The sequence below is a fragment of the Paenibacillus sp. FSL K6-1230 genome (genome assembly GCF_038002385.1).
GTDB lineage: Bacteria > Bacillota > Bacilli > Paenibacillales > Paenibacillaceae > Paenibacillus > Paenibacillus massiliensis.
Window position 1 is genome coordinate 4,535,044 of sequence record NZ_JBBOCK010000001.1, and the last position, 20,369, is coordinate 4,555,412.

At 49.1% G+C, this 20,369-nt stretch carries 18 protein-coding genes; 6 read left to right on the forward strand and 12 right to left on the reverse strand.

Annotated features, from left to right (window positions below):
* Positions 1–43 precede the first annotated feature (43 nt).
* A complete protein-coding gene (gene deoB / locus MKX74_RS19915) occupies positions 44–1,225 on the reverse strand; it encodes a phosphopentomutase (RefSeq protein WP_341179582.1) in 1,182 nt (393 codons plus the stop codon).
* A 215-nt stretch (positions 1,226–1,440) separates the two neighbouring features.
* Between deoB and MKX74_RS19920 the strand changes: the two genes are divergently transcribed.
* A complete protein-coding gene (locus MKX74_RS19920) occupies positions 1,441–2,751 on the forward strand; it encodes an MFS transporter (RefSeq protein WP_445667286.1) in 1,311 nt (436 codons plus the stop codon).
* Between the two features lie 140 nt (positions 2,752–2,891).
* Here the strand turns inward: MKX74_RS19920 and MKX74_RS19925 are convergent, their stop codons facing one another.
* Positions 2,892–3,149 (reverse strand): GlsB/YeaQ/YmgE family stress response membrane protein, encoded by a 258-nt coding sequence (locus MKX74_RS19925; RefSeq protein ID WP_018885009.1) that lies wholly within the window; start codon positions 3,147–3,149, stop codon positions 2,892–2,894.
* 385 nt (positions 3,150–3,534) lie between these two features.
* Here MKX74_RS19925 and MKX74_RS19930 point away from each other — a divergent pair, with 385 nt between their 5' ends.
* Positions 3,535–5,148 carry an alkaline phosphatase gene (locus MKX74_RS19930; RefSeq protein WP_341180618.1) on the forward strand — a complete coding sequence of 538 codons (1,614 nt, stop codon included), beginning with the start codon at positions 3,535–3,537 and terminating at the stop codon, positions 5,146–5,148.
* A gap of 233 nt (positions 5,149–5,381) precedes the next feature.
* Here the strand turns inward: MKX74_RS19930 and MKX74_RS19935 are convergent, their stop codons facing one another.
* Entirely contained in the window at positions 5,382–6,140 is a 759-nt protein-coding gene (locus MKX74_RS19935; RefSeq protein ID WP_341179583.1) for an S-layer homology domain-containing protein, read from the reverse strand.
* A gap of 231 nt (positions 6,141–6,371) precedes the next feature.
* On the opposite strand from MKX74_RS19935, the gene MKX74_RS19940 reads away from it, so the two are divergent.
* Together MKX74_RS19940 and MKX74_RS19945 are read left to right on the forward strand one after the other, a co-directional pair.
* Complete coding sequence (locus MKX74_RS19940; RefSeq protein ID WP_341179584.1) at positions 6,372–7,331, forward strand: acetylxylan esterase; 960 nt, start codon at positions 6,372–6,374, stop codon at positions 7,329–7,331.
* Positions 7,332–7,378: 47 nt separating this feature from the next.
* Entirely contained in the window at positions 7,379–8,398 is a 1,020-nt protein-coding gene (locus MKX74_RS19945; protein ID WP_341179585.1) for an LLM class flavin-dependent oxidoreductase, read from the forward strand.
* Between the two features lie 202 nt (positions 8,399–8,600).
* Here MKX74_RS19945 and MKX74_RS19950 read toward each other — a convergent pair whose 3' ends face one another.
* The 3 genes from MKX74_RS19950 to MKX74_RS19960 form a co-directional block, all read right to left on the reverse strand.
* Positions 8,601–8,798: a hypothetical protein gene (locus MKX74_RS19950; RefSeq protein WP_018885014.1), complete on the reverse strand. Its 198-nt coding sequence runs from the start codon at positions 8,796–8,798 to the stop codon at positions 8,601–8,603.
* A gap of 193 nt (positions 8,799–8,991) precedes the next feature.
* The gene (gene clpP, locus MKX74_RS19955; protein ID WP_018885015.1) at positions 8,992–9,573 is read right to left on the reverse strand and encodes an ATP-dependent Clp endopeptidase proteolytic subunit ClpP; all 582 of its coding nucleotides are present in this window, start codon (positions 9,571–9,573) and stop codon (positions 8,992–8,994) included.
* A gap of 14 nt (positions 9,574–9,587) precedes the next feature.
* Positions 9,588–10,358, reverse strand: a complete 771-nt coding sequence (locus MKX74_RS19960) for an RNA polymerase sigma factor (RefSeq protein WP_341179586.1) — start codon at positions 10,356–10,358, stop codon at positions 9,588–9,590.
* A 182-nt stretch (positions 10,359–10,540) separates the two neighbouring features.
* On the opposite strand from MKX74_RS19960, the gene MKX74_RS19965 reads away from it, so the two are divergent.
* Entirely contained in the window at positions 10,541–10,798 is a 258-nt protein-coding gene (locus tag MKX74_RS19965; RefSeq protein WP_018885017.1) for a hypothetical protein, read from the forward strand.
* Positions 10,799–11,075: 277 nt separating this feature from the next.
* Here the strand turns inward: MKX74_RS19965 and MKX74_RS19970 are convergent, their stop codons facing one another.
* On the reverse strand, positions 11,076–11,906 hold the full coding sequence (locus MKX74_RS19970; protein ID WP_036632975.1) for an aldo/keto reductase: 831 nt from the start codon (positions 11,904–11,906) through the stop codon (positions 11,076–11,078).
* A 194-nt stretch (positions 11,907–12,100) separates the two neighbouring features.
* Here MKX74_RS19970 and tlp point away from each other — a divergent pair, with 194 nt between their 5' ends.
* Complete coding sequence (gene tlp, locus MKX74_RS19975) at positions 12,101–12,322, forward strand: small acid-soluble spore protein Tlp (protein WP_341179587.1); 222 nt, start codon at positions 12,101–12,103, stop codon at positions 12,320–12,322.
* Positions 12,323–12,480: 158 nt separating this feature from the next.
* On the opposite strand, the gene MKX74_RS19980 is transcribed toward tlp, so the two are convergent.
* The 5 genes from MKX74_RS19980 to MKX74_RS20000 form a co-directional block, all read right to left on the reverse strand.
* Complete coding sequence (locus tag MKX74_RS19980) at positions 12,481–13,134, reverse strand: DUF1266 domain-containing protein (RefSeq protein ID WP_341179588.1); 654 nt, start codon at positions 13,132–13,134, stop codon at positions 12,481–12,483.
* Between the two features lie 31 nt (positions 13,135–13,165).
* On the reverse strand, positions 13,166–15,631 hold the full coding sequence (locus MKX74_RS19985; protein WP_341179589.1) for a tetratricopeptide repeat protein: 2,466 nt from the start codon (positions 15,629–15,631) through the stop codon (positions 13,166–13,168).
* A gap of 37 nt (positions 15,632–15,668) precedes the next feature.
* Positions 15,669–16,250 (reverse strand): DUF1266 domain-containing protein, encoded by a 582-nt coding sequence (locus MKX74_RS19990; RefSeq protein ID WP_018885022.1) that lies wholly within the window; start codon positions 16,248–16,250, stop codon positions 15,669–15,671.
* 80 nt (positions 16,251–16,330) lie between these two features.
* Positions 16,331–18,541, reverse strand: coding sequence for a tetratricopeptide repeat protein (locus MKX74_RS19995; RefSeq protein WP_341179590.1), 2,211 nt, complete (start codon positions 18,539–18,541; stop codon positions 16,331–16,333).
* An 11-nt stretch (positions 18,542–18,552) separates the two neighbouring features.
* A complete protein-coding gene (locus MKX74_RS20000; protein WP_025680757.1) occupies positions 18,553–20,253 on the reverse strand; it encodes a molecular chaperone HscC in 1,701 nt (566 codons plus the stop codon).
* Between the last annotated feature and the right edge of the window lie 116 nt (positions 20,254–20,369).

Consider the following 20,369-nt stretch of genomic DNA (forward strand, 5'->3'; position numbering starts at 1 on the left):
TCTGTCTACCGCTGTTAAGCTGGTCATTCTCGACCCTAGACTGCTATTTCAAGGCGCCCAAAAAGCTGGAGCCATGCTCAGGCAGCTTCACTCCAAAATTCTCTGCAATCGTGGCACCGATATCGGCAAAAGTCTGGCGCAGTGGCAAGGCTCCTTCACCGTCCGTAAAGCGTGGAGAATACACGAGTAAAGGTACATATTCACGCGTATGATCTGTTCCTTTATAGGTAGGATCGTTCCCGTGATCAGCTGTAATGATCAGCAGATCGTCATCCGTCATACGCTCGAATACCTCAGGCAAGCGGCCGTCATATTGCTCTAGCGCATCTCCATAGCCTTGCGGGTCACGACGATGTCCATAGAGCGCGTCGAAATCGACCAGATTCAGGAAGCTAATCCCTGTAAATGACTCCTCCAGCACCTGTACCAGCTTGTCCATACCGTCCATGTTGGACTCTGTACGAATCGAACGCGTCACACCCTCGCCATCATAGATGTCATTGATCTTCCCGATTGCGATGACTTCAAGTCCTTCATCCTTCAACTCATTCATGACCGTGCGACCGAATGGCTTCAAGGCATAGTCATGCCGATTCGGTGTACGCTTGAAGCTGCCTGGCTCGCCCACGAACGGTCTGGCAATGATGCGTCCCAGCATGTACGGATCATCCAGTGTAATCTCACGGCAGTATTCGCAGATCTCGTACAGCTCCTTCAGCGGTACAACATCCTCATGAGCGGCAATTTGCAGAACGGAGTCAGCCGATGTATAGACGATGAGCGCTCCTGTCTTTACATGCTCCTCGCCGAGCTCGTCGATAATCTCCGTACCACTAGCAGGCTTATTGCCGATGACCTTACGGCCTGTTTTTTGCTCGATTTGTGAGATCAACTCCTGCGGAAATCCATTCTCGAATACCCGGAACGGCGTATCAATATACAGCCCCATGATCTCCCAGTGTCCTGTCATCGTATCCTTGCCCAGTGATGCCTCTTGCATTTTGCCATAATAGGCCAGCGGCTTCTCTGCTACAGGCACGCCCTCAATCTCACGAATATTGGACAGGCCAAGAGCTGCCATATTAGGCATGTGCAGACCGCCGCGCGCGCTTGCAATATGACCGAGGGTATCCACCCCGAAATCTCCAAAATCTGCCGCATCCGGCGCTTCTCCGATACCAACAGAGTCCATAACGACTAGATGTATTCTTTTAAATGTGCTCATATCAACGGCTCCTATCTTTAGATGAAGGCATCCGCCTTCTTCATATAACTACAGTATATCCTTTTCTGGGCCAATCGTGTAGGCGTGTACCATAGATTTACTCATTTACAGTATTGTCTTGCTCGCTTATAATCAAGTGTTATACATAGAACACAGCTTTTACCAACTCATTTTCTTCCAAAATGAGCAGTTCAATGCACAAAGGAGCCTTCATCATGCAGTCAGATATTCAGGCATCCACTTTGGCAAGCTCAGTCGAGCACTCGCCGTGGATGCGTTTTTTTCAGCCTATTCGGCATAGCCGTGCTTTTACCCTGCTCTGGCTCGGACAATGGATTGCAGTCCTCGGTAGTACGATTACTCTGATTATTCTTCCATTTGTTGTCTATTCCATTACAGGCTCCTCCACCATTATGGGGCTGGCGATGACAACATATATGCTGCCCAATGTGCTGGTCCTACCCTTCTCTGGCTGGATCGTTGACCGAATGGATCGCACTCGGCTAATTCTGTTCACGAATGGGTCGCGATTTCTGCTGATGCTGGGAGCAGCGGTGACGGTGCTTACTGGACAAATGAATCTCTATATCCTATTTGCTGGACTAGCGGTGTACGGTCTGCTCGACGGTATATTCAACCCAGCGTTCTCTGCTTTGCGGGCGCAGGTATTTACACCTGACATTCGCAATGCCGCCAATGCCTTAACGCAGATTAGCATTCAGGCCGTACGCCTGCTGGGTCCTCCGCTTGGAGGGTTCATCGTCTCTGTAAGCTCACCCGGCGTCGGCTTCGCGCTTGATTCCTTGATGTATCTTGTGTCGTTCATTTGCTTTTGGCTTCTGGCACAGGTATTAAGCAAGCGGATCGGGACTTCGCAAGAGAGAACCTTAGCAACTTCGGCAACTTCAGCTCCTTCTGGTGCCTCATTCCTTCAAGAATTTCTTGAAGGGATTGCTGTTCTGAAGCGAATTCCTTGGCTGTGGATCACGATTCTTACCTTTTCGTTTCTGAACATCTGCTATACCGGCATTATTACTGTGCTTATTCCATGGTTGTTCAAGATCCATCATGGGTATAGCCCCTCAATGTATGGTCTTGCCATGGCAGGTTCCGGGGCAGGTGCAATTATCGGAGCTATTCTGTATGGAGCCAGAAAAGAATGGAGACATCGGGGCATTATCGCTTATTGTGGCGCTTTGCTCTCCGGAATTGCACTCCTGCTGCTGGCTTATGTCTCATGGATTCCCGGCATGATCTTCATTATGATGCTGGAAGGCTTCGGGCTCATGATGTTCATGATCATATGGGAAATCAGCCTTCAGGAGCTGGTACCTCCTGAAGCCTTCGGTCGCGTAGCCAGTCTCGACATGCTCGGATCGTTTGCTTTACTCCCTATTGGTTATCTTGCCGTAGGCGGCTTGGCGGATCACATTGGCGGTATCGCTGCTATACAGATCTTTGCCTCCATAGGCATGTTGCTTATCATACTAGTGCTGTGTGTCCCACAGATTCGGCGTTTTGACTAGTGTCTTGGTCCGAAGAATGAAACAAAAAATGTCCCGGGCATAAGCTCAGGACATTTTTGCTAATCACAATCAACTGTATCGTTGAGCCTCCTAAAGTAACCAGAAGCCACACTTATACTTCACATCTACATTACAGCGATCTAGCCGCGACTTCGTCCCATAGAACGGAACACCAGACTTGCAAGAGCTACCAGAATGATGGCCCCGATTAATGCTGGAACGATGTAGAATCCTCCCATGGCCGGTCCCCATTCTCCAAGAAGCACGCTTCCGAGCCATCCTCCGATGAAGCCCGCGATAATATTTCCGATGACGCCGCCCGGAATATCTCTTCCTACGATCAAACCTGCCAACCATCCAATAATACCACCTACGATTAATGCCCATAACCAACTCATGATTTCTCACCTCGTTTTGAATTTGTTATATCGCTGTGTTGTATTATTAACCAACCCTTTTGGTTTTGAACACTTGAAATTACATAGATGCTGCAAAGTCCAATTTGAGCCTTGGCATTTCACAACGGCTGCCAACCTCTTCCCTACTCCAGACAACCAGCTCTCAACAACTATCAATGGATGTGGTTATCTGTCAATTGAATGTTTAAAAGGTTACTTTCAATCCTAGTGTGTACTCTCAACTGAGGTAACATGCGCTTTGTCAACATTTCCATATTGGTAAATTTTGATACAACTACACATATTAATTAATATTTGGTTAACAATTTACCCGTAGACTACTCCTTAGACTTGTTTAAGGAGGATGTAGCACTTGAAGCAGACTATGTGGAAACGTTTTAAAAAGGGGACCATCGCGACCTTAATAGCGACCAGTGTGCTATCGACCAGTACCGCAGTTTTACCTCAGGCTGAAGTAGCCGCAGCAACGCCAATCAAGAATGTCATTATCCTTATTCCGGATGGCATGGCCAATGATGCAACGACGCTTGCTCGCTGGTACAAAGGCTCTGATCTGGCCCTTGATGAGCTCGCGAGCGGATTGGTGCGTACCTACTCCGCTGATGCTCCAATCGCAGATTCCGCACCTGCAGGTACGGCATTTGCAACTGGCCACAAATCCCATACCGGATTCGTAGGCGTGCTTCCTGATGAAGCCACGATGCCGGGTCAGGCCGCTATCGCGGAGAATGACAAGCGCAAGCCTGTAGCCTCGGTACTGGAGGCAGCCAGACTGGCAGGCAAATCCACTGGCATTATCGCAACATCCGAGTTCATGCACGCTACACCAGCAGATTTCTCTGCCCATTATCCCGACCGCTCCAATTATGATGCACTGAGCATGCAGCAGGTCTACAACGATATGGATGTCGTCCTGGGCAGTGGCAGCAATTATCTTACTCCTGAAGGACGTAAGGACGGTAATGATCTGCTCAGCACGATCAAGGAACGTGGCTACGAATATGTAACAACACCTGAACAGCTCAAGGCTTCTTCCTCGGATAAAATCTGGGGTATGTTCGGAGGCAAGGCTCTGGCCTATGAGATGGATCGCGATCCTGCGAAGCAACCAAGCCTGAGCGACATGACTAGTAAGGCTATTGATGTCCTCTCACAGAACGACAAAGGCTTCTTCCTGATGGTAGAGGGCAGTAAGGTAGACTGGGCAGCACATGCTAACGATCCAGTCGGTGTGATCAGCGATGTTCTTGCATTCGATGAAGCGGTGAACACAGCCGTTCAATTTGCCAAAAAGGACCACTCTACTGCGGTTATCGCAGTTACGGATCATGGCAACGGCGGCCTTACCATCGGCAGCAAGGCAACTACCAGCACCTATGACAAGGAGCCACTGGCTTCCTTCATCACTCCTCTCAAAAACGCAAAGGTTACCGGTGAAGGCTTTGAATCCAAGCTGAACGCCGATCGCAGCAACATTGAGGAAGCAGCTGCTACTTATCTCGGCATTACGGACCTGAGCGCTGAAGAAATCCAGACCATCAAAGATGCCAAGGCTGGCAGCATGAATTATGCTGTAGGACCTATTATCAGCGAAAGAGCTAATATCGGCTGGACAACAGGTGGCCATACTGGCGGCGATGTAGTTCTGTACACTTACTCACCAGATAACAACCGTCCGACTGGTGTCATCGAGAATACAGATGTCGCTAAGTATATGGCTAGCGTGTTGGGCTTGGACCTGAACGCAACAACGACTCGTCTGTTCGTAAATGCTGAGCAAGCCTTTGCTTCCAAAGGAGCCAAGACCAGTATTGAGGACAGTAAGCTGATCGTAACGAAGGGCAGCGATAAGCTGGAGCTTCCTTTCCACACTAGCGTAGCCTCACTGAACGGGCAATCTGTACAGCTTGAAGGGGTTATCGTGTATAACGGCATTAGTGTATACGCATCCCAACAAGCTATCGATCTGATAAAATAAGAACACAGCACTTCGTTCCCATCACAGCACATTAAAAGATTAGATAAAGGCCAGCCAGCAGTTCACTCCTATCCGGAGAAGCACTGCTGGCTGGCCTTATCTGTTGCTGCCATTCTTTTGGAAGTCTAATGCATCGAATAGCTAATGTTACGATTGTCGCTCGTATTTCTCATTTTACGATGGCTACTCATGCTGCTGAGATTGCTGATCACAATCCTGAGACAGCATCGAAATTACTCCTGAACTTCTTCTACTGCTGGCGCTGCTGGAGCTTCTGCAGGTTCAGCAGGCGTATCTGTCGGTATAGCCGGAGCTTCGGAATACCGCTTCAGAACCTCTGCAGCATTGTACACCATCACAGCCGCCTCAGCTCTTGTAATGGCACGCTGTGGATGGAAGGCCCCTGTATCATCCAAGGAAGCGATATTCCATATCAATGAACGCTGAATCGCTCCTTGATGCATAATGTCCATATCCGCCTCATCCTTGATCGGCTTCGGTACAATATTAATCAACGGTACTTGTCCTGTGCCCTCAATAGCTTGAATCAGGTAAAAAGTAAATTCTTCACGTGTCAGCACGCTGGAGGGCTGAATATCCTTAGGCAGCTCCACACCATTATAATGCGCTGACAGATAGGCATTCGTGTACCATACGCCATCCTTAACGTGGTCAAACACATCTTCGGCAAATGGTCCCTTCTCAAAGCTGATTGCCGCCAAGCTAAGGCCCAGTCCACTTGTTAGCATCTGAATACCTTGTGCGCTATTCAATTCGGCATCAGGGCGGAATTCCGCAGCCGAGAAGCCATGAATGAGACCTTGATCATGCAATGCCACGATTTTCTCCTTCCCTGGTGTCGCATCAATGTCGGTAAAGGAAGCAGCAGATGCCAACGATGGGACTACAAGAGCTACTGCTACAGACAGGGCAGAGACCGCTGCACTTAACGGGAGAAAATGGTTTTTGCGCTGAGTTTTATTCTTTTTCATACTTTCCACTCCTAGGATCATATTGGGTATATAACAAGAAGAATTTTCTTTTTTCTAAACTTACCGACGCACGAGAGAATGAATATGTTGCAAGTTACGCAGGAGAGAATTTCTGATCTTCTGCTATCATGTAGCTAGTAACCTTTGCCTGGGGCACATTGTGAACATCATATTTCGAAATTCTGTGTACCTGGGCTAATATCTTGCTTTCTCAAGGGAGGAATCCGAAGCATGAATACGATCGAGAAAAGAATACAAGAACTGTATAACTACGCCCCCAATACGGCAGCCCCCTCGGATCTGGAGGATTTCTGGCGTGATTCCCTCGCACAGGTTGGCTTTGAACCGGAAAAGGCTAGTGTTATTGAGGTGAATACTCCTTTTACAGGCATGAAGGTACAGCAGGTTATCTACACGGGCTCGGACGACACTCCCTTGCACGCATGGTATATTCGTCCCGCGGGTATGGAAGGACACAAGCTCCCTTGTGTGGTGTTTTTTCACGGCTATACCGGTGGCAAAGGCTACCCTGAGCAATATGCTTCCTGGCTGATGCTGGGGGTGGCTGTTATGGCAGTAGATGTACGGGGACAAGGTGGTGAAACGGGTAATCATATGAATGTTGGCTACGGGACAGTCAAAGGCTGGCTAACCCAAGGCATCCTGGAACCGAAGTGCTCTTATTATCACGCGATTACACTGGATGCATTGGCAGCAATTCATTGGGCCGCAAATCAGCCTGATATTGATACTGGCAGCATTGCTGTCTGTGGTGTAAGTCAAGGCGGTGGCTTGGCTCTGATCACCAGCGCGCTAAGTGAGCATGTGCAAGTATGTGTGGCCAATATTCCGAATATGTGCCACATAGACTTCGGCATCCTGCATTCGAACAGCTCGCTGGCAGAGGCTGCGGAGTTCGTACATCGCTTTCCCCAGCATTATGAACAGGTGCTGCGAACACTGAGCTATTTTGATCTCCTCCATCTGGCAGAGCGGATTCGCATTCCTACCATGATATCTGTTGGGCTGAAGGATACCGTCTGTATGCCAGAGACAATATTCCCCGTGTATAACCGGATTTCATCTGCTAAGCAACTCGAAATCTATCCCTTTACAGGACATGCCGTGGAGGCTTATCAGCAGCGAAAAAGTGCAGAGTACATCATGGAGCATCTAAAGTTATCATTTTGACCAAATAAATTGTGTATGATATATTTGCTATAGAGGTGATTAATCATATGCTTACTAAGCTTGGTATTTTAGACCAATCTCATATATTGGAGGGAGGTACCGCTCCCGAAGCACTCGCCCAGACTACAGCCTTGGCGCAAGAGGCGGATCGTCTCGGTTACAGCCGCTACTGGGTATCTGAGCATCATTCCATGAGAGCCCTGGCCCATTCCAGCCCCGAGGTCCTGATCGCACATCTCGCTGCGCAGACCAGCCGAATTCGAGTGGGCTCGGGAGGGATCATGCTGCCCCATTATAGTGCTTATAAGGTAGCGGAGAACTTCAGGCTACTTGAAGCATTACATCCGGGTCGGATCGACCTTGGCCTGGGCCGTGCTCCTGGTGGTCTACCGCTGGCAACCCGCGCCCTGCAGGAGGGCAGCAGTATGCAGCGTATTGATCGCTATCCCGAACAGATCCTCGATCTGATCGGATATTTTCAGGAATCGCATGGCTCAGATCACCGATTCCCGGGTCTTCTGGCTTCTCCTTCTGTACCGTCTATGCCACAGATGTGGCTACTCGGCTCCAGTGGTGACAGTGCAAGGCTCGCAGCCCGCATGGGTGTATCCTTTGCTTTTGCTCAATTCTTCGGGACTCCTGGCGGTGTCGAGAGCACAGCCTATTATCATGATCATTATGAGCCATCCGTGCTTGAGGAACGTCCTCATTCTATGGCTGCCGTAGCGGTGGTCTGCGCCGATACAGAAGAAGAAGCAGAGCGGTTGGCTTCAAGCTCGGATCTGTTCTTCCTTGGTCTGCAGAATGGAAGGGAACTCGGCTCGCTTCCATCCGTAGATACAGCAGCAGCCTATCCTTATACGGATTGGGATCACGAGCGGATTCGCCAATCGCGTGGCTGGCGGGTAGTGGGTACTCCTGAACAGGTCAAAGAGCGACTCATTCGTATTGCTGAACAATATCAGACCGATGAGCTGCTGATCGTGACCTCCGTTCACGATTTCGAGAGTCGTATCCGTTCCTACCGTCTGCTTGCAGAGGCTTTCGAGTTACCGTCTGATATGTAAGCGCACAGTACAGACGACATGGCAACTTTATCATAATAAATCAAAGCAAGCCGTACCCATCAGGAGATTCTCCGTGAAAGGCCGGCTTGCTTTGTGATTTTTAGCATATGAAAAGAATTGAATAGAGCGTATTATACGAAAATAATTGCAAAGTACATTGCTGGATCAATAACTGGAATGTTGTATAAGGTCTGCTGGAATATCAGCGTACAACCGCTTCTTCCCGATCTTCTTCCTCTTCATGAGCAGTGACTTTGTCCATCAGCGTAATCCAGGGATTAACATCACCCCCGCAGCTTTCAATATCGCCAAGCAGCGCTTCCATGGACGCATTCGTGTTCTCTGAGAGATCAATGACCAGACTGTCGTCTTGTACTTCGATCTTGCAGCATGTTTTCATTTGTAATAACCTCACTTGTTTATATTTCAGGTCTCCATGTGCTAGTACACACGACCTGAACCGATACGAATTATACTCCCGTTGCAGCTGATTTACAATACGATTCATCCGCTACAATCCGCTCGTAACAAGTGAATTGCCCGCGAGACCCTGTCTCACGGGCAAATTGCACATTTTTACATATTTGTGACAGCTATCTACGGCTAATAATTTGGTCAATCAGCCCATATTCCAGCGCTTCCTCAGCCGACATAAAATGATCACGATCTGTGTCCTTTTCTACCCGTTCTATAGACTGACCCGTAAGCTCTGCCAGCAACCCATTCAGCTTAATTCTGCTCTTCAACAGACGATCCGCATAAATACGAATATCGGATGCCTGGCCCTTCGCTCCGCCAAGCGGCTGGTGGATCATAACCTCGCTGTTCGGTAACGCCATACGCTTGCCTTTGGCTCCACCAATCAGCAGAATCGCTCCAAAGCTGGCAGCCATCCCCGTACAGATCGTAGATACATCCGGCTTGATGAACTGCATCGTATCATAGATGGCGAAGCCAGCCGACACTGAACCGCCGGGACAGTTGATATACATATGAATATCCTTCTCGGCGTCCTCAGCCGCCAAGTGCAGCAGCTGTGCCACGATCACATTCGCCATATGATCCTCAATCTCACCGGATACCATAATGATTCTGTCCTTCAACAGCCGGGAATAGATATCATAGCTGCGTTCGCCACGGCTGGTCTGCTCAACAACATACGGAATTGCATTCATAATAGACTCCTGTTCTACGCCGCACACCTTGCTCTGGGACTACCACTAACCTTATTTGCCTGCACACTTGCCGCTCTTGCATATCGGATAGAAGATCTTACAGCAGCACGTTGCTCCAGCACCTGTCCAGCCACAGCCATCGGGTCCATTCCATCCTGTAACCCAAGCTCTACCAGCCGTCGCGTGTCCCCTGTCCGAAAGGCAGCCAAGTATTGCTTCAGCAGCATAGCCTCCTGCGCACTCCCCATAACCTCGGCACCATAAGGATTCGACCGCTTATGCTGCTCCAGTGCGTTTCTCGCTCGGCTCAATGCAGCCTTGACTGCTCCCTCCGTCATATTTAGTAGCTCGGCAGTCTCCGGTGTCCTGAAGCTCCATACCTCACGAAGCAGAAATACCGTCCGCTGAAGCGGAGACAGCCAGCGAAGCAGACACTGCAACGCATGCTCGATCTCAAGCCCTAGCTGCTGTCCCTCTTCAAGTGGCAACGCCATTCCCTGCAGCTTATCTTGCAGCTTTCTTATCGTCTCACTGCTGCGCAGCTGATCCAGCCACAGGTTACGTGCGGTCCGAATCAAATACGCTTCGGGATTCCGAACGCTTACAGCCTGATTATCATTCTGCCTCAATAGCTGCAGACAAGCGGACTGCACCAAATCTTCGGCATCCCACATCGAGCCAGTCAGTGACAAGCAATATTTACGAAGTACGGGAATTAGCTCTTCCCATGCAATTGGTGTCGGCAGTTGGTATGGAATTACGGATTCGGATGTCACAAAGGCCATGAATCGGGGCCCCCCTTTGTTTAGTCCTTTATTGTCATTACGTATATACATTGGGTAGACGTATGAGTAGCCTGAAAGGATACGCATGTCGAAAAATTCCCTCCCTAATGCAGGCTGATATAGCCCGACCGTCAAGACTATGACATAATAGGATGAGTTCACCAGAGAGGAGAGTTGCCACCATGCCAGCTGTCAGTATCGTCCTGCTAATCGTATCGGCCCTGTCCTTCCTGATCGGAGGAGCTGCCATCTATAGTGCGCGTAAGCCATTTGATTCGAACAAAATCAACATGGATGTCGTACATAAACAGAAGAAGGAAGAGGAATCGGTTGAACAATTCCTGGAACGCATGCGTAACCGCTATAAGTCAACCGGAAAAAGGCAATTGATCTACGGCCTTATCTTCTTGGGCGCTGCGATCTTCTTCATCGTACAATAATGTACAGCAATATCTCATAGTGTTCAACTAAAGCTGTCCGCGATCAAGGTCACATATACAGAAGGTTAAGCTTGGCCCTATCCATCGACAGCACCAAAAAAAAGTGTCTCACCACCCTATCGGCGGCTGAGACACTTTCTTAAGATAGTTGAATTTATAAGTTTTCAGCAGAGCTGAACAACTCGATTATCACAGGAAAACTTCAACTAAACGCGGTCTGTCGTCTGTAAAAGTACGAAGATCCACGATTTTTTTATTAGAATGATGCTTTCTTAATTTAGAAATTAAAGTTGTCCGGGTCGGAGCCAAACCGCTCATTACGGTTCAGGCTATCGATCTTCTGCATATCCTCGGCAGACAGCTCAAAATCAAAAATATCCGCATTCTCGATAATCCGTGATTCATTAATGGATTTTGGAATGGTGATAATATCATGCTGGAGATCCCAGCGCAAAATAACCTGCGCGACACTCTTGTTATATTTACCAGCAATCTCCTGAACCAGTTCGTTCGTCAGCAGTCTTCCGTTGCCGAGTGGGGACCAGGCTTCTACCTTGATATTCTTGGAAGCACAGTATGCTCTTAACGGCTCCTGCGACAGCAGGGGATGAAGCTCGATCTGGTTCACCATTGGAGCAATCTCGGCATCAGCCAGCAGATCCTCCAAGTGGTGCTGATGGAAATTACTCACTCCAATCGCACGCACACGACCATCCTTATACAGTTTCTCGATTGCTCTCCAAGTCTCCTTGTACTTCCCGCCCACAGGCCAGTGTATGAGATAAAGATCCGCATAATCCAGCTGAAGCTTGCTCAGACTTTCATCAAAGGCAGCCAATGTCGTCTCATAGCCCTGGTCGGAGTTCCATACCTTAGTTGTAATAAATAAACTGTCTCGCGGAGCCCCAGACTCACGGATAGCCTGTCCAACGCCTTCTTCATTCTTGTAGACAGCAGCCGTATCAATGCTCTTATAACCCGCCTTAATAGCTGATTTCACAGCATGTACGACCTCGTTGCCATCCTGTACCTTCCATACCCCAAGACCTAGACGGGGCATCTCCACACCATTATGTAAAGTAGTAGTGTCCTGTAGACTGTTCACCATAAAGCATCCACCTCCAGATTTTTTCACGTTATTAGTATACATATTTTGGTTAGCTCTTGGCAACTCAAGCAGGGAGCATCCAACCATACACAAGCATCTTCCTTATCATTCCTAAATGCATAGACCATTGCCCTATTTGAGACACTGAATAAGGTGCCTAGACGCACCAAATTGTCACAAGGAGGGGAACTACCATGGCCAAACCGGATAATCGCGCCGATAATGTGCAGCATCTCCAGCAAAACATCCAGCATACAATCCAGAATCTACATGAGGCAGAGCAATATCTGGATGAGCACGCTGACGAGATGGATGCTCAGGAATACACACAAATCAACGAGAAGAACCAGCGGCGGGAAGCCAGCATTCGCAGCTCCAGAGCTGAGGTCAAGGATGAAGCCAGAAACAGCAAGTAACGTCTCTAAATAGCTGGCAATGAAGAGCTCTGGCCGACCACTTCTATTCTTCTTTAACAGTTGACTTGAACTACGTTGACCTGAATTACGAAGACCGGGCCTGATGCAGAATATGCAGCAGACCCGGGCTTTCCAATTTGTATCACATTGGTGGACATTTACGACCAAAGACTAATTTTCCGAAAAGGGCTGCGGCGGGATGTCAACAGCTTCACGACAATCAGACTGTATTTGTCGAACATTCTGCTATAGACCCCTTTATCCATGAATGCAACCCCTACAAAAAAGCCTGTCACCACATCACGCCAATTGGTGTACACTGCCTGTAGGGCTTGCAGAATACGAAGCGAGTATTGCTTCTTCTCCTCATCTGTCAGCCACTTCAGCTTATGACCTGCATATACATAATATAGGGAAAAGATATAATCATGGGCCGCAATGCCCGCTGGCGGCATCCGGTTCATGAATCGACTGATCATCTCGAATCTGTAGCGCTCCAGAGCCCCCTCGTGCAGATCACGAATGTACTCTGCTCTGGATGCTTCGGGCACACAGGCGATCCTCAAGTAGTTCTCTTCGAACTGGTGACGGAATCCCTCTCGAAGACGCCATTCAATATGCGCCTTTAGCTGCTCCGCATTTGTAACTTCCCATTGCTCTTCCATGTGCTCCTTGAGCTCGTTTTTACTTACGAACATCCGCTCTGGACTCTGGTGATAATAATCTCCGTCGGGATGGACTGAACACATTCCCACAAGAGCCCGACTACAGGCCTCTGCCAATCGGGAACCGTACTGGAGCTTTACATTCATCGCACATTCGCTCCTTTGTAAGATTTTCCTTTTAAATAGTCTTATATCTATATTGCTTCCAGCGCCGATAGACCTCCATCAACATGGAAGTGATGAACAAGAAGAGAAGGATACCGAACAGCCAGCTTACCGCGCTTGGATGTCCACGTTCTGCTGCCTGCGCCTCGGCAAGGGCATCACCCTCCAGGTACATATCAGCCAGTGGATGACTCTTGAAATAATTATTATTCTCTGTATGATAGCTCCACTTATCCAGCTCGAACCTGAGGGCACCGGTCGTCAGCGGGACGACTTGTCCTTCCACTGTAAAGCTGGTACCTGACACAATCGACTCTGCCTGCTGAGTGCTCAGCCGAACGGGAATCGCATGCTTTCCTAGTGCACCTATCACAATTCGGTCCGCTTGCGCAGCAGATTGCCTTTGCTTCTTCAGGTCTGTCTGATCCATATACTGTGTTGCTCCATTGTCTGTGGTCACGATATATAGATCGTCGAGCTTTCGTACATCCTGAAGTGTCATTCGGACGAGTGGAGCACCAGACGAATGTTCCAGCTCTGCGACACTGATCACCTCTCTATACTCCTTCTCCGTACCCGGAGTATTCTGTAGAGAAGAGAGGTATTTCAATACAGACACACCGGTATCCGCATGAAAGGAGATAGAGAACAGAAAGGCCAGGATTCCGATGCCGATAAGCCTGGTAGCATTATTTCGAACGGATGCAAACAGGAAAAACATAAGCCGTGGAATGGAGTCTGTGTAGCCCAGACTACGCCGGGCAGACCTTCTTCTCCACCATGGAGCTTGCTGCGCCATGGCCTTATTCACTTCATGATAGGAGAAGCACGCCTCCAGATCCTCTGGATCAAGCTCCATCAGCCTTTGATACGTCTCGCGAGCCGCAGGATATCGTCCGGTCTGCTGCTGGCATTGGCCTAGTAGATTCAGTGCTTCCCTATGATCGGAATTTCGACGAAGTATATCCGTTACAACCACTTCTGCCTCTGCTGCTTGTCCCAGCCTAATCCATATGCGTGCACGAATAAGCGCAATCTCCTCCTCAGTAGGATCAAGCTGCAAATATCTCGTGCAGTATTCCAGTATTTCTTCCTCCTGACCTGATATCTGAGCGAACCGAATGCGCAGACGCAGCAAATCTGGGTCCGCACTCAGGATGGCTTCAGCCTCCTCTAGCTTGATACCAGCTTGAGCTCTGCGACCGAAACGAAGAGCGTGGTACGCCTCCTCTCTCAGCTCCAAATACTGCTCCGCCAGCTCATCTTCAAGCGCCGCTACATAGGAGTATCCGAGATCAGTCTCATACATGGGATGGAAGGCATAGAGCCGTACATTCGTGTACTGCTCGGCAAATATATCCGGGTCAATCAGCATTTTTTCCTTCCAGCCGAATGCCTGATCCAGCATGCCCCACACCGAAGGCGGCACGAAATAATGCTCCTCCATAAAATCAAGTACCTCTTCAGATAGCTCCTCCTGAATACTTGCGTTCCACATGACATCCGCACTAAGCAGTGCTGCCCAATTCTCTACCCGCACACGCTCTGCCATCGTGTAATAGATGTCCTCCAGATGCTCCATGAAGGCTTCAACAGTGTCTATATTGTCTGACTCTACGTTCTCATCAACGTCCGCCTCCAGGGTATGAGCAATGGGACTGTAACTCCTGAGATCATCAGCGCGCTCCCGTCTGTCATGCTCATCGTATGCCTCTTCATCCTGAATCGGTTCTTGATGCATGTATGCATCAGCAACTGACGCATCCGGTACACGCTCCTGATATCCGTCATAGCCCTCGTCTGCTTGAGCAGTATCCTCTGCATCCCCACCATTAGGTTCAGGAGAAACATAGACGTGGCGGATCAAGCGAGGAACGACCAATTCAGCGTCCGCATCTTCACTCGTATAGTCATGCTGAGCAGTCTGCATAAGCCGAGGAACTGTGTAATCTTCGCTATGATCCTCAGCATCCGCCTCCGACTGCGATACCTCTTCAATCTCTTGATGTGGCCCTGCGAATCGCGGTACCGTCCGAGGCTGAGGCTCCGGCTCTGATTGGGAATCTGGGTCCGGGCCAGATCCTTCGCCAGCAATCTCATGTGTGGATGAGATGCCCTCCAGATGATCCTGCTCAGATACCGATGATGTTTCATCATCGGCAGTAGTTCCAACTGTCGCAGATTCACCTGAATCATCCGCATACACTGGGTCTTCTAGGTCTTCTAGGTCTTCTGGGTCTCTCTTTTCCGCATCACCGTTTACGTCATCTTCGATCTCATCGTCATCATCGTCATCTTCAATTCCATGTTGCTGACGCCATTTCGCTTCCTTCACAGCACGATCATAGGCTTCACGCAACCGTTGGTACCCTTCCGGATCGTCCTCAGGATGTGTCTGCTTCAACTTGCCGGCATAAGCCCGCTTGACTGCTCGGACATCCGAGGTTGGCTCTATGCCTAGCAGCTCCCATATGTACATCCTATATCTCCACCTCTCCAGATGATTATTTGCAGGCTTACGCCCACAAGCTCATGTTGTGAATCAGGCTATACCGGGAGGTGAGCAAGTGAACATGAGGTGGATAATACCCCAAGACCCTCTTTTCCTGTGCCTTATCAAATGCATATCCAATCGTAAAGGCCAAAATCACATCGCGCCAATTCGTGTAATCGGTCCGAATCGCGGTCATAGCTTTGATACAATAGGCCTCTCTTTGCTCCCGTGTCAGCCAGCCTAGTCTGTGGCCCCCGTAGGCTACATATATACCTCGAATATAATCATAGGCGGATATGCCTCCACTAGGCATGCGATGCAGCATTTTAAGGACTATTTCTAATCTGTAGAACTCTGTTGACATTGGAGGAACCCGCTCCATATATCCCTCTTGCTGCTGCCGCGGCATACAAGCGAGTCGCATATACATCTGTTGATATTCTTGCCGTATCCCGGATTGGAAACATCCCTCTATATGACGTTGTATGCTGACAGTATCCGCAATTCCCATCGCTCCAAATTCTCGAAGCAGCTCCCGTTTACTTGATATTAGCTGCATGGGATTCTGCTGGTGATAGTAGCCCATAATACTAAAATCGAACATACCAACAAGAGCCTCGCTGCATGCCGCCAGTGATCTGGAGCCATGTTTAATGTCTACAATCAAATGAATTCACCCCGTCACTATAGGCTGTATCTGAAGCCCTTCCAGCAATAATAGCATCGCTTCAACCAACTAACGCACATGAAGAGCCAGATCAACAGGAGCACTCGGGTGACTACTGTGTGCTCTCTCAGCCAATAGATCATGAACCCCAGCACAAGCACACCAGCAAAGACGGGCAATGTCTTGTAGACCAGACTGATCAACAACATTACAAACTGGTGCTTCAGCGTGCCATACAGCTTCCTCTTCAAGGTCGCTCTATGCAGCCACCCACCTTGCTTAACCAAGCCCCTTTTAGCTTCACGAATGGCCATCAAGGCATCTATATCCTTATGATTCAGCCTATAGGCCTCCTCAAATGCCTGACGGGCCTCCTCGAAGCTGTGTTGGAGCAGCTTACACTGGCCGAGCAAGTAGATTCCGTCAGGCTGATCTGGAAGCTTGAGAAGCAACTCTTTAAGCACTTGCTCTGCTTCTCCTATTCGTTCCAGCTTCAACAGCATGCGTGCACGAATAAGCACACCATCCACATCTTCTGGGCAAAGCCGCAAGTACCTAATGCTATAAGTAAGCGCAGCCTCTTCTTCTCCTTTGAGCCATAGGAACTGCACCTGTAAACGCAATCGATCTGGATCATCGGCAAAAATTCGCTCAGCCTGTTCCAGCTTCTGTTTGGCCTGGACTTGCTGTCCATTAAGCCAAGCGCGATAAGCACTTTCCCGAATAAATAAATACTTGTCTACCTGATCTGCAGGAACACGGGTCAATTGACTATATCCAAGCTCAGTTTGGTAGCCAGGATGAAAAACAGCTTCAACGAGCTTAGGGTAACGCTCCTTGAATTCATCGGGATTCAGTTCCTGCCTCGTGGACCAGTCAAAGCCCTGATCAAGCAGCCGCCAGACAGATGGAGGCAAAAAGTAATGCTTGTTAAAGAAACTGAGCACCCGCTCAGCCAATTCCTCCTGTTGAGATGCATCCCACATCATGTCGGACTGCAGCCATTCGGACCATACCTCTGGACAAACACGATCCGAAAATACATTATAGATGTCCTCCATCCGCTGCAAGAACAGCTTCAGATGCATCTGTGGAACTATCCTCGTATACAGATCTCGCGCTTCTTCCAGTTTGACCTGTAACTGTAATTCTTGTGCTGTGGATTGAATACCTGTGGCATTTAAGGCTACAGCTTCAGAAAGTAGCCTCTCTAGCACGGACTCCGCCTCTGCGACTCGTTCAAGCTTCAGCAGACTATGCGCCTGGGTTAACAAGATCTCCACATCATCGGGGCACCCCGTGAGGTACCGCTCACAATAGAACAAGACAGCATCTTGCTCATTCTTCAAGAGATAGAACTGAATCTGCATCCGTTGTAAATCCGGGTCACTCATATGATACTCTTCAGCCTGCTGAAGCAAGGTCTCAGCTTCTGTGCTGAGCCTGTTGAACTGTGCTATATATTCGCTTTCCTTAATATATAAGTACCTTTTCACCTGCGTTTCACGAATTCTCGTTAGCTGCCCCAGCAAGATATAGATTTCTTCTCGAAGTCTGAGATATGCCTCTCGCTCTTCCCATGGAACTGGCAACAATAAAGAATAGCCCTGTTCCGTGTTGTACGTCTGCTCAAAGCCATATCTGCTAATTTGGGAATAGCGTGCCTGGAATTCATCCGGTGAAGTAAGCATCGCATCCTTCCACCCAAAAGCATGATCCAGCAGGCGCCAGACGGGTAGAGGCAAAAAGTAATGCTCGTTGAAGAAGTCCATTACCTGCTCTGACAATTCGGCATACACGGAGTCGCTCCACAAGATATCGGAATTCAGCCATTCAGCCCATATTTCAGGGTTAATGCGCTCGGCAAAATCTGTATAGATTTCTTGCATTCTCTGCAAAAAAGCCTCTGCCGAGCTGCTCTCCAGAGCACTGACCACAGGTACAATACCATCGTCGATGCTCATCCCTGTATGCTTGGGAGCAGTAGACTTAGACTCCGTGTCCGAGCTGGCTGCGTCCATGCTTACTGTCCTAGAGGCGTCCGCTGCTTCCTCAGGCTGCATACTCCATTTTGCTACCTTGATTGCACGATCGTAGGCTTCTCGCAATCGCTGATACTCTTCCGGGTCATCCTCCGGATGCGTCTGCTTCAACTTGCCGGCGTATGCCCGCTTGATTGCACGCACATCCGTTGTCGATTCAATACCGAGCAGTCTCCATATACTCACAAGAAGATACACTAGAAATCCATCCAACGCTCAAGATGATCGAGCTGTTTCTTGAGTGTCGCTGCCGCCTTTTTGATCTCTGCATCATTTTGCGTATGAATCAACGCTTCGAACTGCTCCATCAGGAAAGCAATCTCACCACGCTTCTCTCCCAGAGCCTCCTCGTACAAGCGCTCTCCACGCGCCAGCAGCAGACGATTCTCCGCCCGATCCCGCGGATGAATCTTGATGTCCTTGAGTAGCTTGAGACGCTCCTCAATCTCCTCAGGAGTCATATGTCCAGGATTCTTCTCGATAACAAGCTTCTTCACCTTGCCTGTGCTGACCGTAGTGACTTCGACCTCCAGAATACCGTTGATATCATAGGTGAAGCGTACATCAATCGCCTGCTCGCCTGCCTTGTCCGTGGGTACTCCGACAGTCATTTCGCCAATTTTGATGTTATTCTCGACCCGGCGGCTCTCGCCTTGATAGATGCTGATCTCGATTTCCTTCTGCTGATCATGCAACGTGACATAGGTCTCTACACGACTGACTGGAATAGCTGTATTACGCTCAATGATCGGTGAGAAATGTCCGTGATCCAGGTGATCCCCCTTCATTCGCTTCGTCGTGTCAATACCGAGTGTGAACGGGCACACATCTGTAAGAATTACTTCCTTCAGCATCTCATTACGTTCCTTGAGTGCTACCTGTATGGCAGCCCCCATAGCTACGGCTTCATCAGGGTTGATCTGAGTATAAGGAAGCTTGCCGAACATCTTGCTCACGACTGAACGAACAGTCGGCATCCGTGTCGCTCCACCGATCATGATGACCGCATCCAGATCATCCGGTGTGAGGGAGGCATCGCGAAGCGCACGTTCCAATGGATGTCGCAGGCGCAGAATCAATTGAGACACGATCTTGTCGAAATCCGTCCGACTGACACTAATCTGATACTCCTGACCGGCGTGCAGGAAGCTCATCTCCCCGGCTGTTCCACTGCTGATCCCCCGCTTGCATAGCTCCGCCTGCTTGAAGAGGGCCGTTCGTCCTTTCTCGTCCATCTCCTGATAATCAATACCGACCTTCTCTACAAAATAGGACACCAATAGCTGCGTAAAGTCCTCACCGCCCAGATAGTTATCACCTGCGATGGACTTCACTTCCATGACGCCATCAAAGAACTCCAGAATGGAGACATCAAAAGTCCCTCCCCCGAGGTCGAATACGAGGAAGGTAGTATCGGAATCCCGCATATGCAGTCCATATGAGATCGCTGCAGCGGTTGGCTCACTTATTAGCCGTTCTACCTTCAGGCCTGCAAATTCGGCAGCCCGCATGGTCGCTTTGCGCTGGCTATCGTTAAAATAGGCGGGGACACTAATCACCGCTTCATGTACTTGCTGTCCAAGAAAGGCTTCGGCATCAGCTTTGAGGGATTGAAGTATGAACGAGGACAGCTCTTCGGGTGAGAAAGAGTGACTTCCCAGCTTGTAACGTTTCTCAGTCCCCATATAGCGCTTAAAGGTAGAGACCGTCACATGCGGATGAGTAATCAATCGCTCCTTGGCAATGGTGCCGACCAGAATCTCTCCATTGTTATCTACGCTCACCACTGAAGGGGTTAACCGCTCACCCAAGGCGTTCGGGATGATCTTCGGCCCCTCCTCGGTCCAATAGGCCACAAGACTATTCGTGGTACCCAAATCAATACCTATCATTGTCATACCATATCACCTTTTCTCTAGTTGAATCATATAATTTTACAGCATTGGAATAAGACTACTCTAGAGTATAAAGTTCGGATTCTACTATACTGCCTCTACGTAATTATGTAAGCATA

Bases quoted from the DNA above. Each gene is read 5' to 3' on its own strand.
- deoB (WP_341179582.1), bottom strand. From the start codon at position 1,225: ATGAGCACATTTAAAAGAATACATCTAGTCGTTATGGACTCTGTTGGT.
- MKX74_RS19920 (WP_445667286.1), top strand. From the start codon at position 1,441: ATGCAGTCAGATATTCAGGCATCCACTTTGGCAAGCTCAGTCGAGCAC.
- MKX74_RS19925 (WP_018885009.1), bottom strand. From the start codon at position 3,149: ATGAGTTGGTTATGGGCATTAATCGTAGGTGGTATTATTGGATGGTTG.
- MKX74_RS19930 (WP_341180618.1), top strand. From the start codon at position 3,535: ATGTGGAAACGTTTTAAAAAGGGGACCATCGCGACCTTAATAGCGACC.
- MKX74_RS19935 (WP_341179583.1), bottom strand. From the start codon at position 6,140: ATGAAAAAGAATAAAACTCAGCGCAAAAACCATTTTCTCCCGTTAAGT.
- MKX74_RS19940 (WP_341179584.1), top strand. From the start codon at position 6,372: ATGAATACGATCGAGAAAAGAATACAAGAACTGTATAACTACGCCCCC.
- MKX74_RS19945 (WP_341179585.1), top strand. From the start codon at position 7,379: ATGCTTACTAAGCTTGGTATTTTAGACCAATCTCATATATTGGAGGGA.
- MKX74_RS19950 (WP_018885014.1), bottom strand. From the start codon at position 8,798: ATGAAAACATGCTGCAAGATCGAAGTACAAGACGACAGTCTGGTCATT.
- clpP (WP_018885015.1), bottom strand. From the start codon at position 9,573: ATGAATGCAATTCCGTATGTTGTTGAGCAGACCAGCCGTGGCGAACGC.
- MKX74_RS19960 (WP_341179586.1), bottom strand. From the start codon at position 10,358: ATGGCCTTTGTGACATCCGAATCCGTAATTCCATACCAACTGCCGACA.
- MKX74_RS19965 (WP_018885017.1), top strand. From the start codon at position 10,541: ATGCCAGCTGTCAGTATCGTCCTGCTAATCGTATCGGCCCTGTCCTTC.
- MKX74_RS19970 (WP_036632975.1), bottom strand. From the start codon at position 11,906: ATGGTGAACAGTCTACAGGACACTACTACTTTACATAATGGTGTGGAG.
- tlp (WP_341179587.1), top strand. From the start codon at position 12,101: ATGGCCAAACCGGATAATCGCGCCGATAATGTGCAGCATCTCCAGCAA.
- MKX74_RS19980 (WP_341179588.1), bottom strand. From the start codon at position 13,134: ATGAATGTAAAGCTCCAGTACGGTTCCCGATTGGCAGAGGCCTGTAGT.
- MKX74_RS19985 (WP_341179589.1), bottom strand. From the start codon at position 15,631: ATGTACATATGGGAGCTGCTAGGCATAGAGCCAACCTCGGATGTCCGA.
- MKX74_RS19990 (WP_018885022.1), bottom strand. From the start codon at position 16,250: ATGTTCGATTTTAGTATTATGGGCTACTATCACCAGCAGAATCCCATG.
- MKX74_RS20000 (WP_025680757.1), bottom strand. From the start codon at position 20,253: ATGACAATGATAGGTATTGATTTGGGTACCACGAATAGTCTTGTGGCC.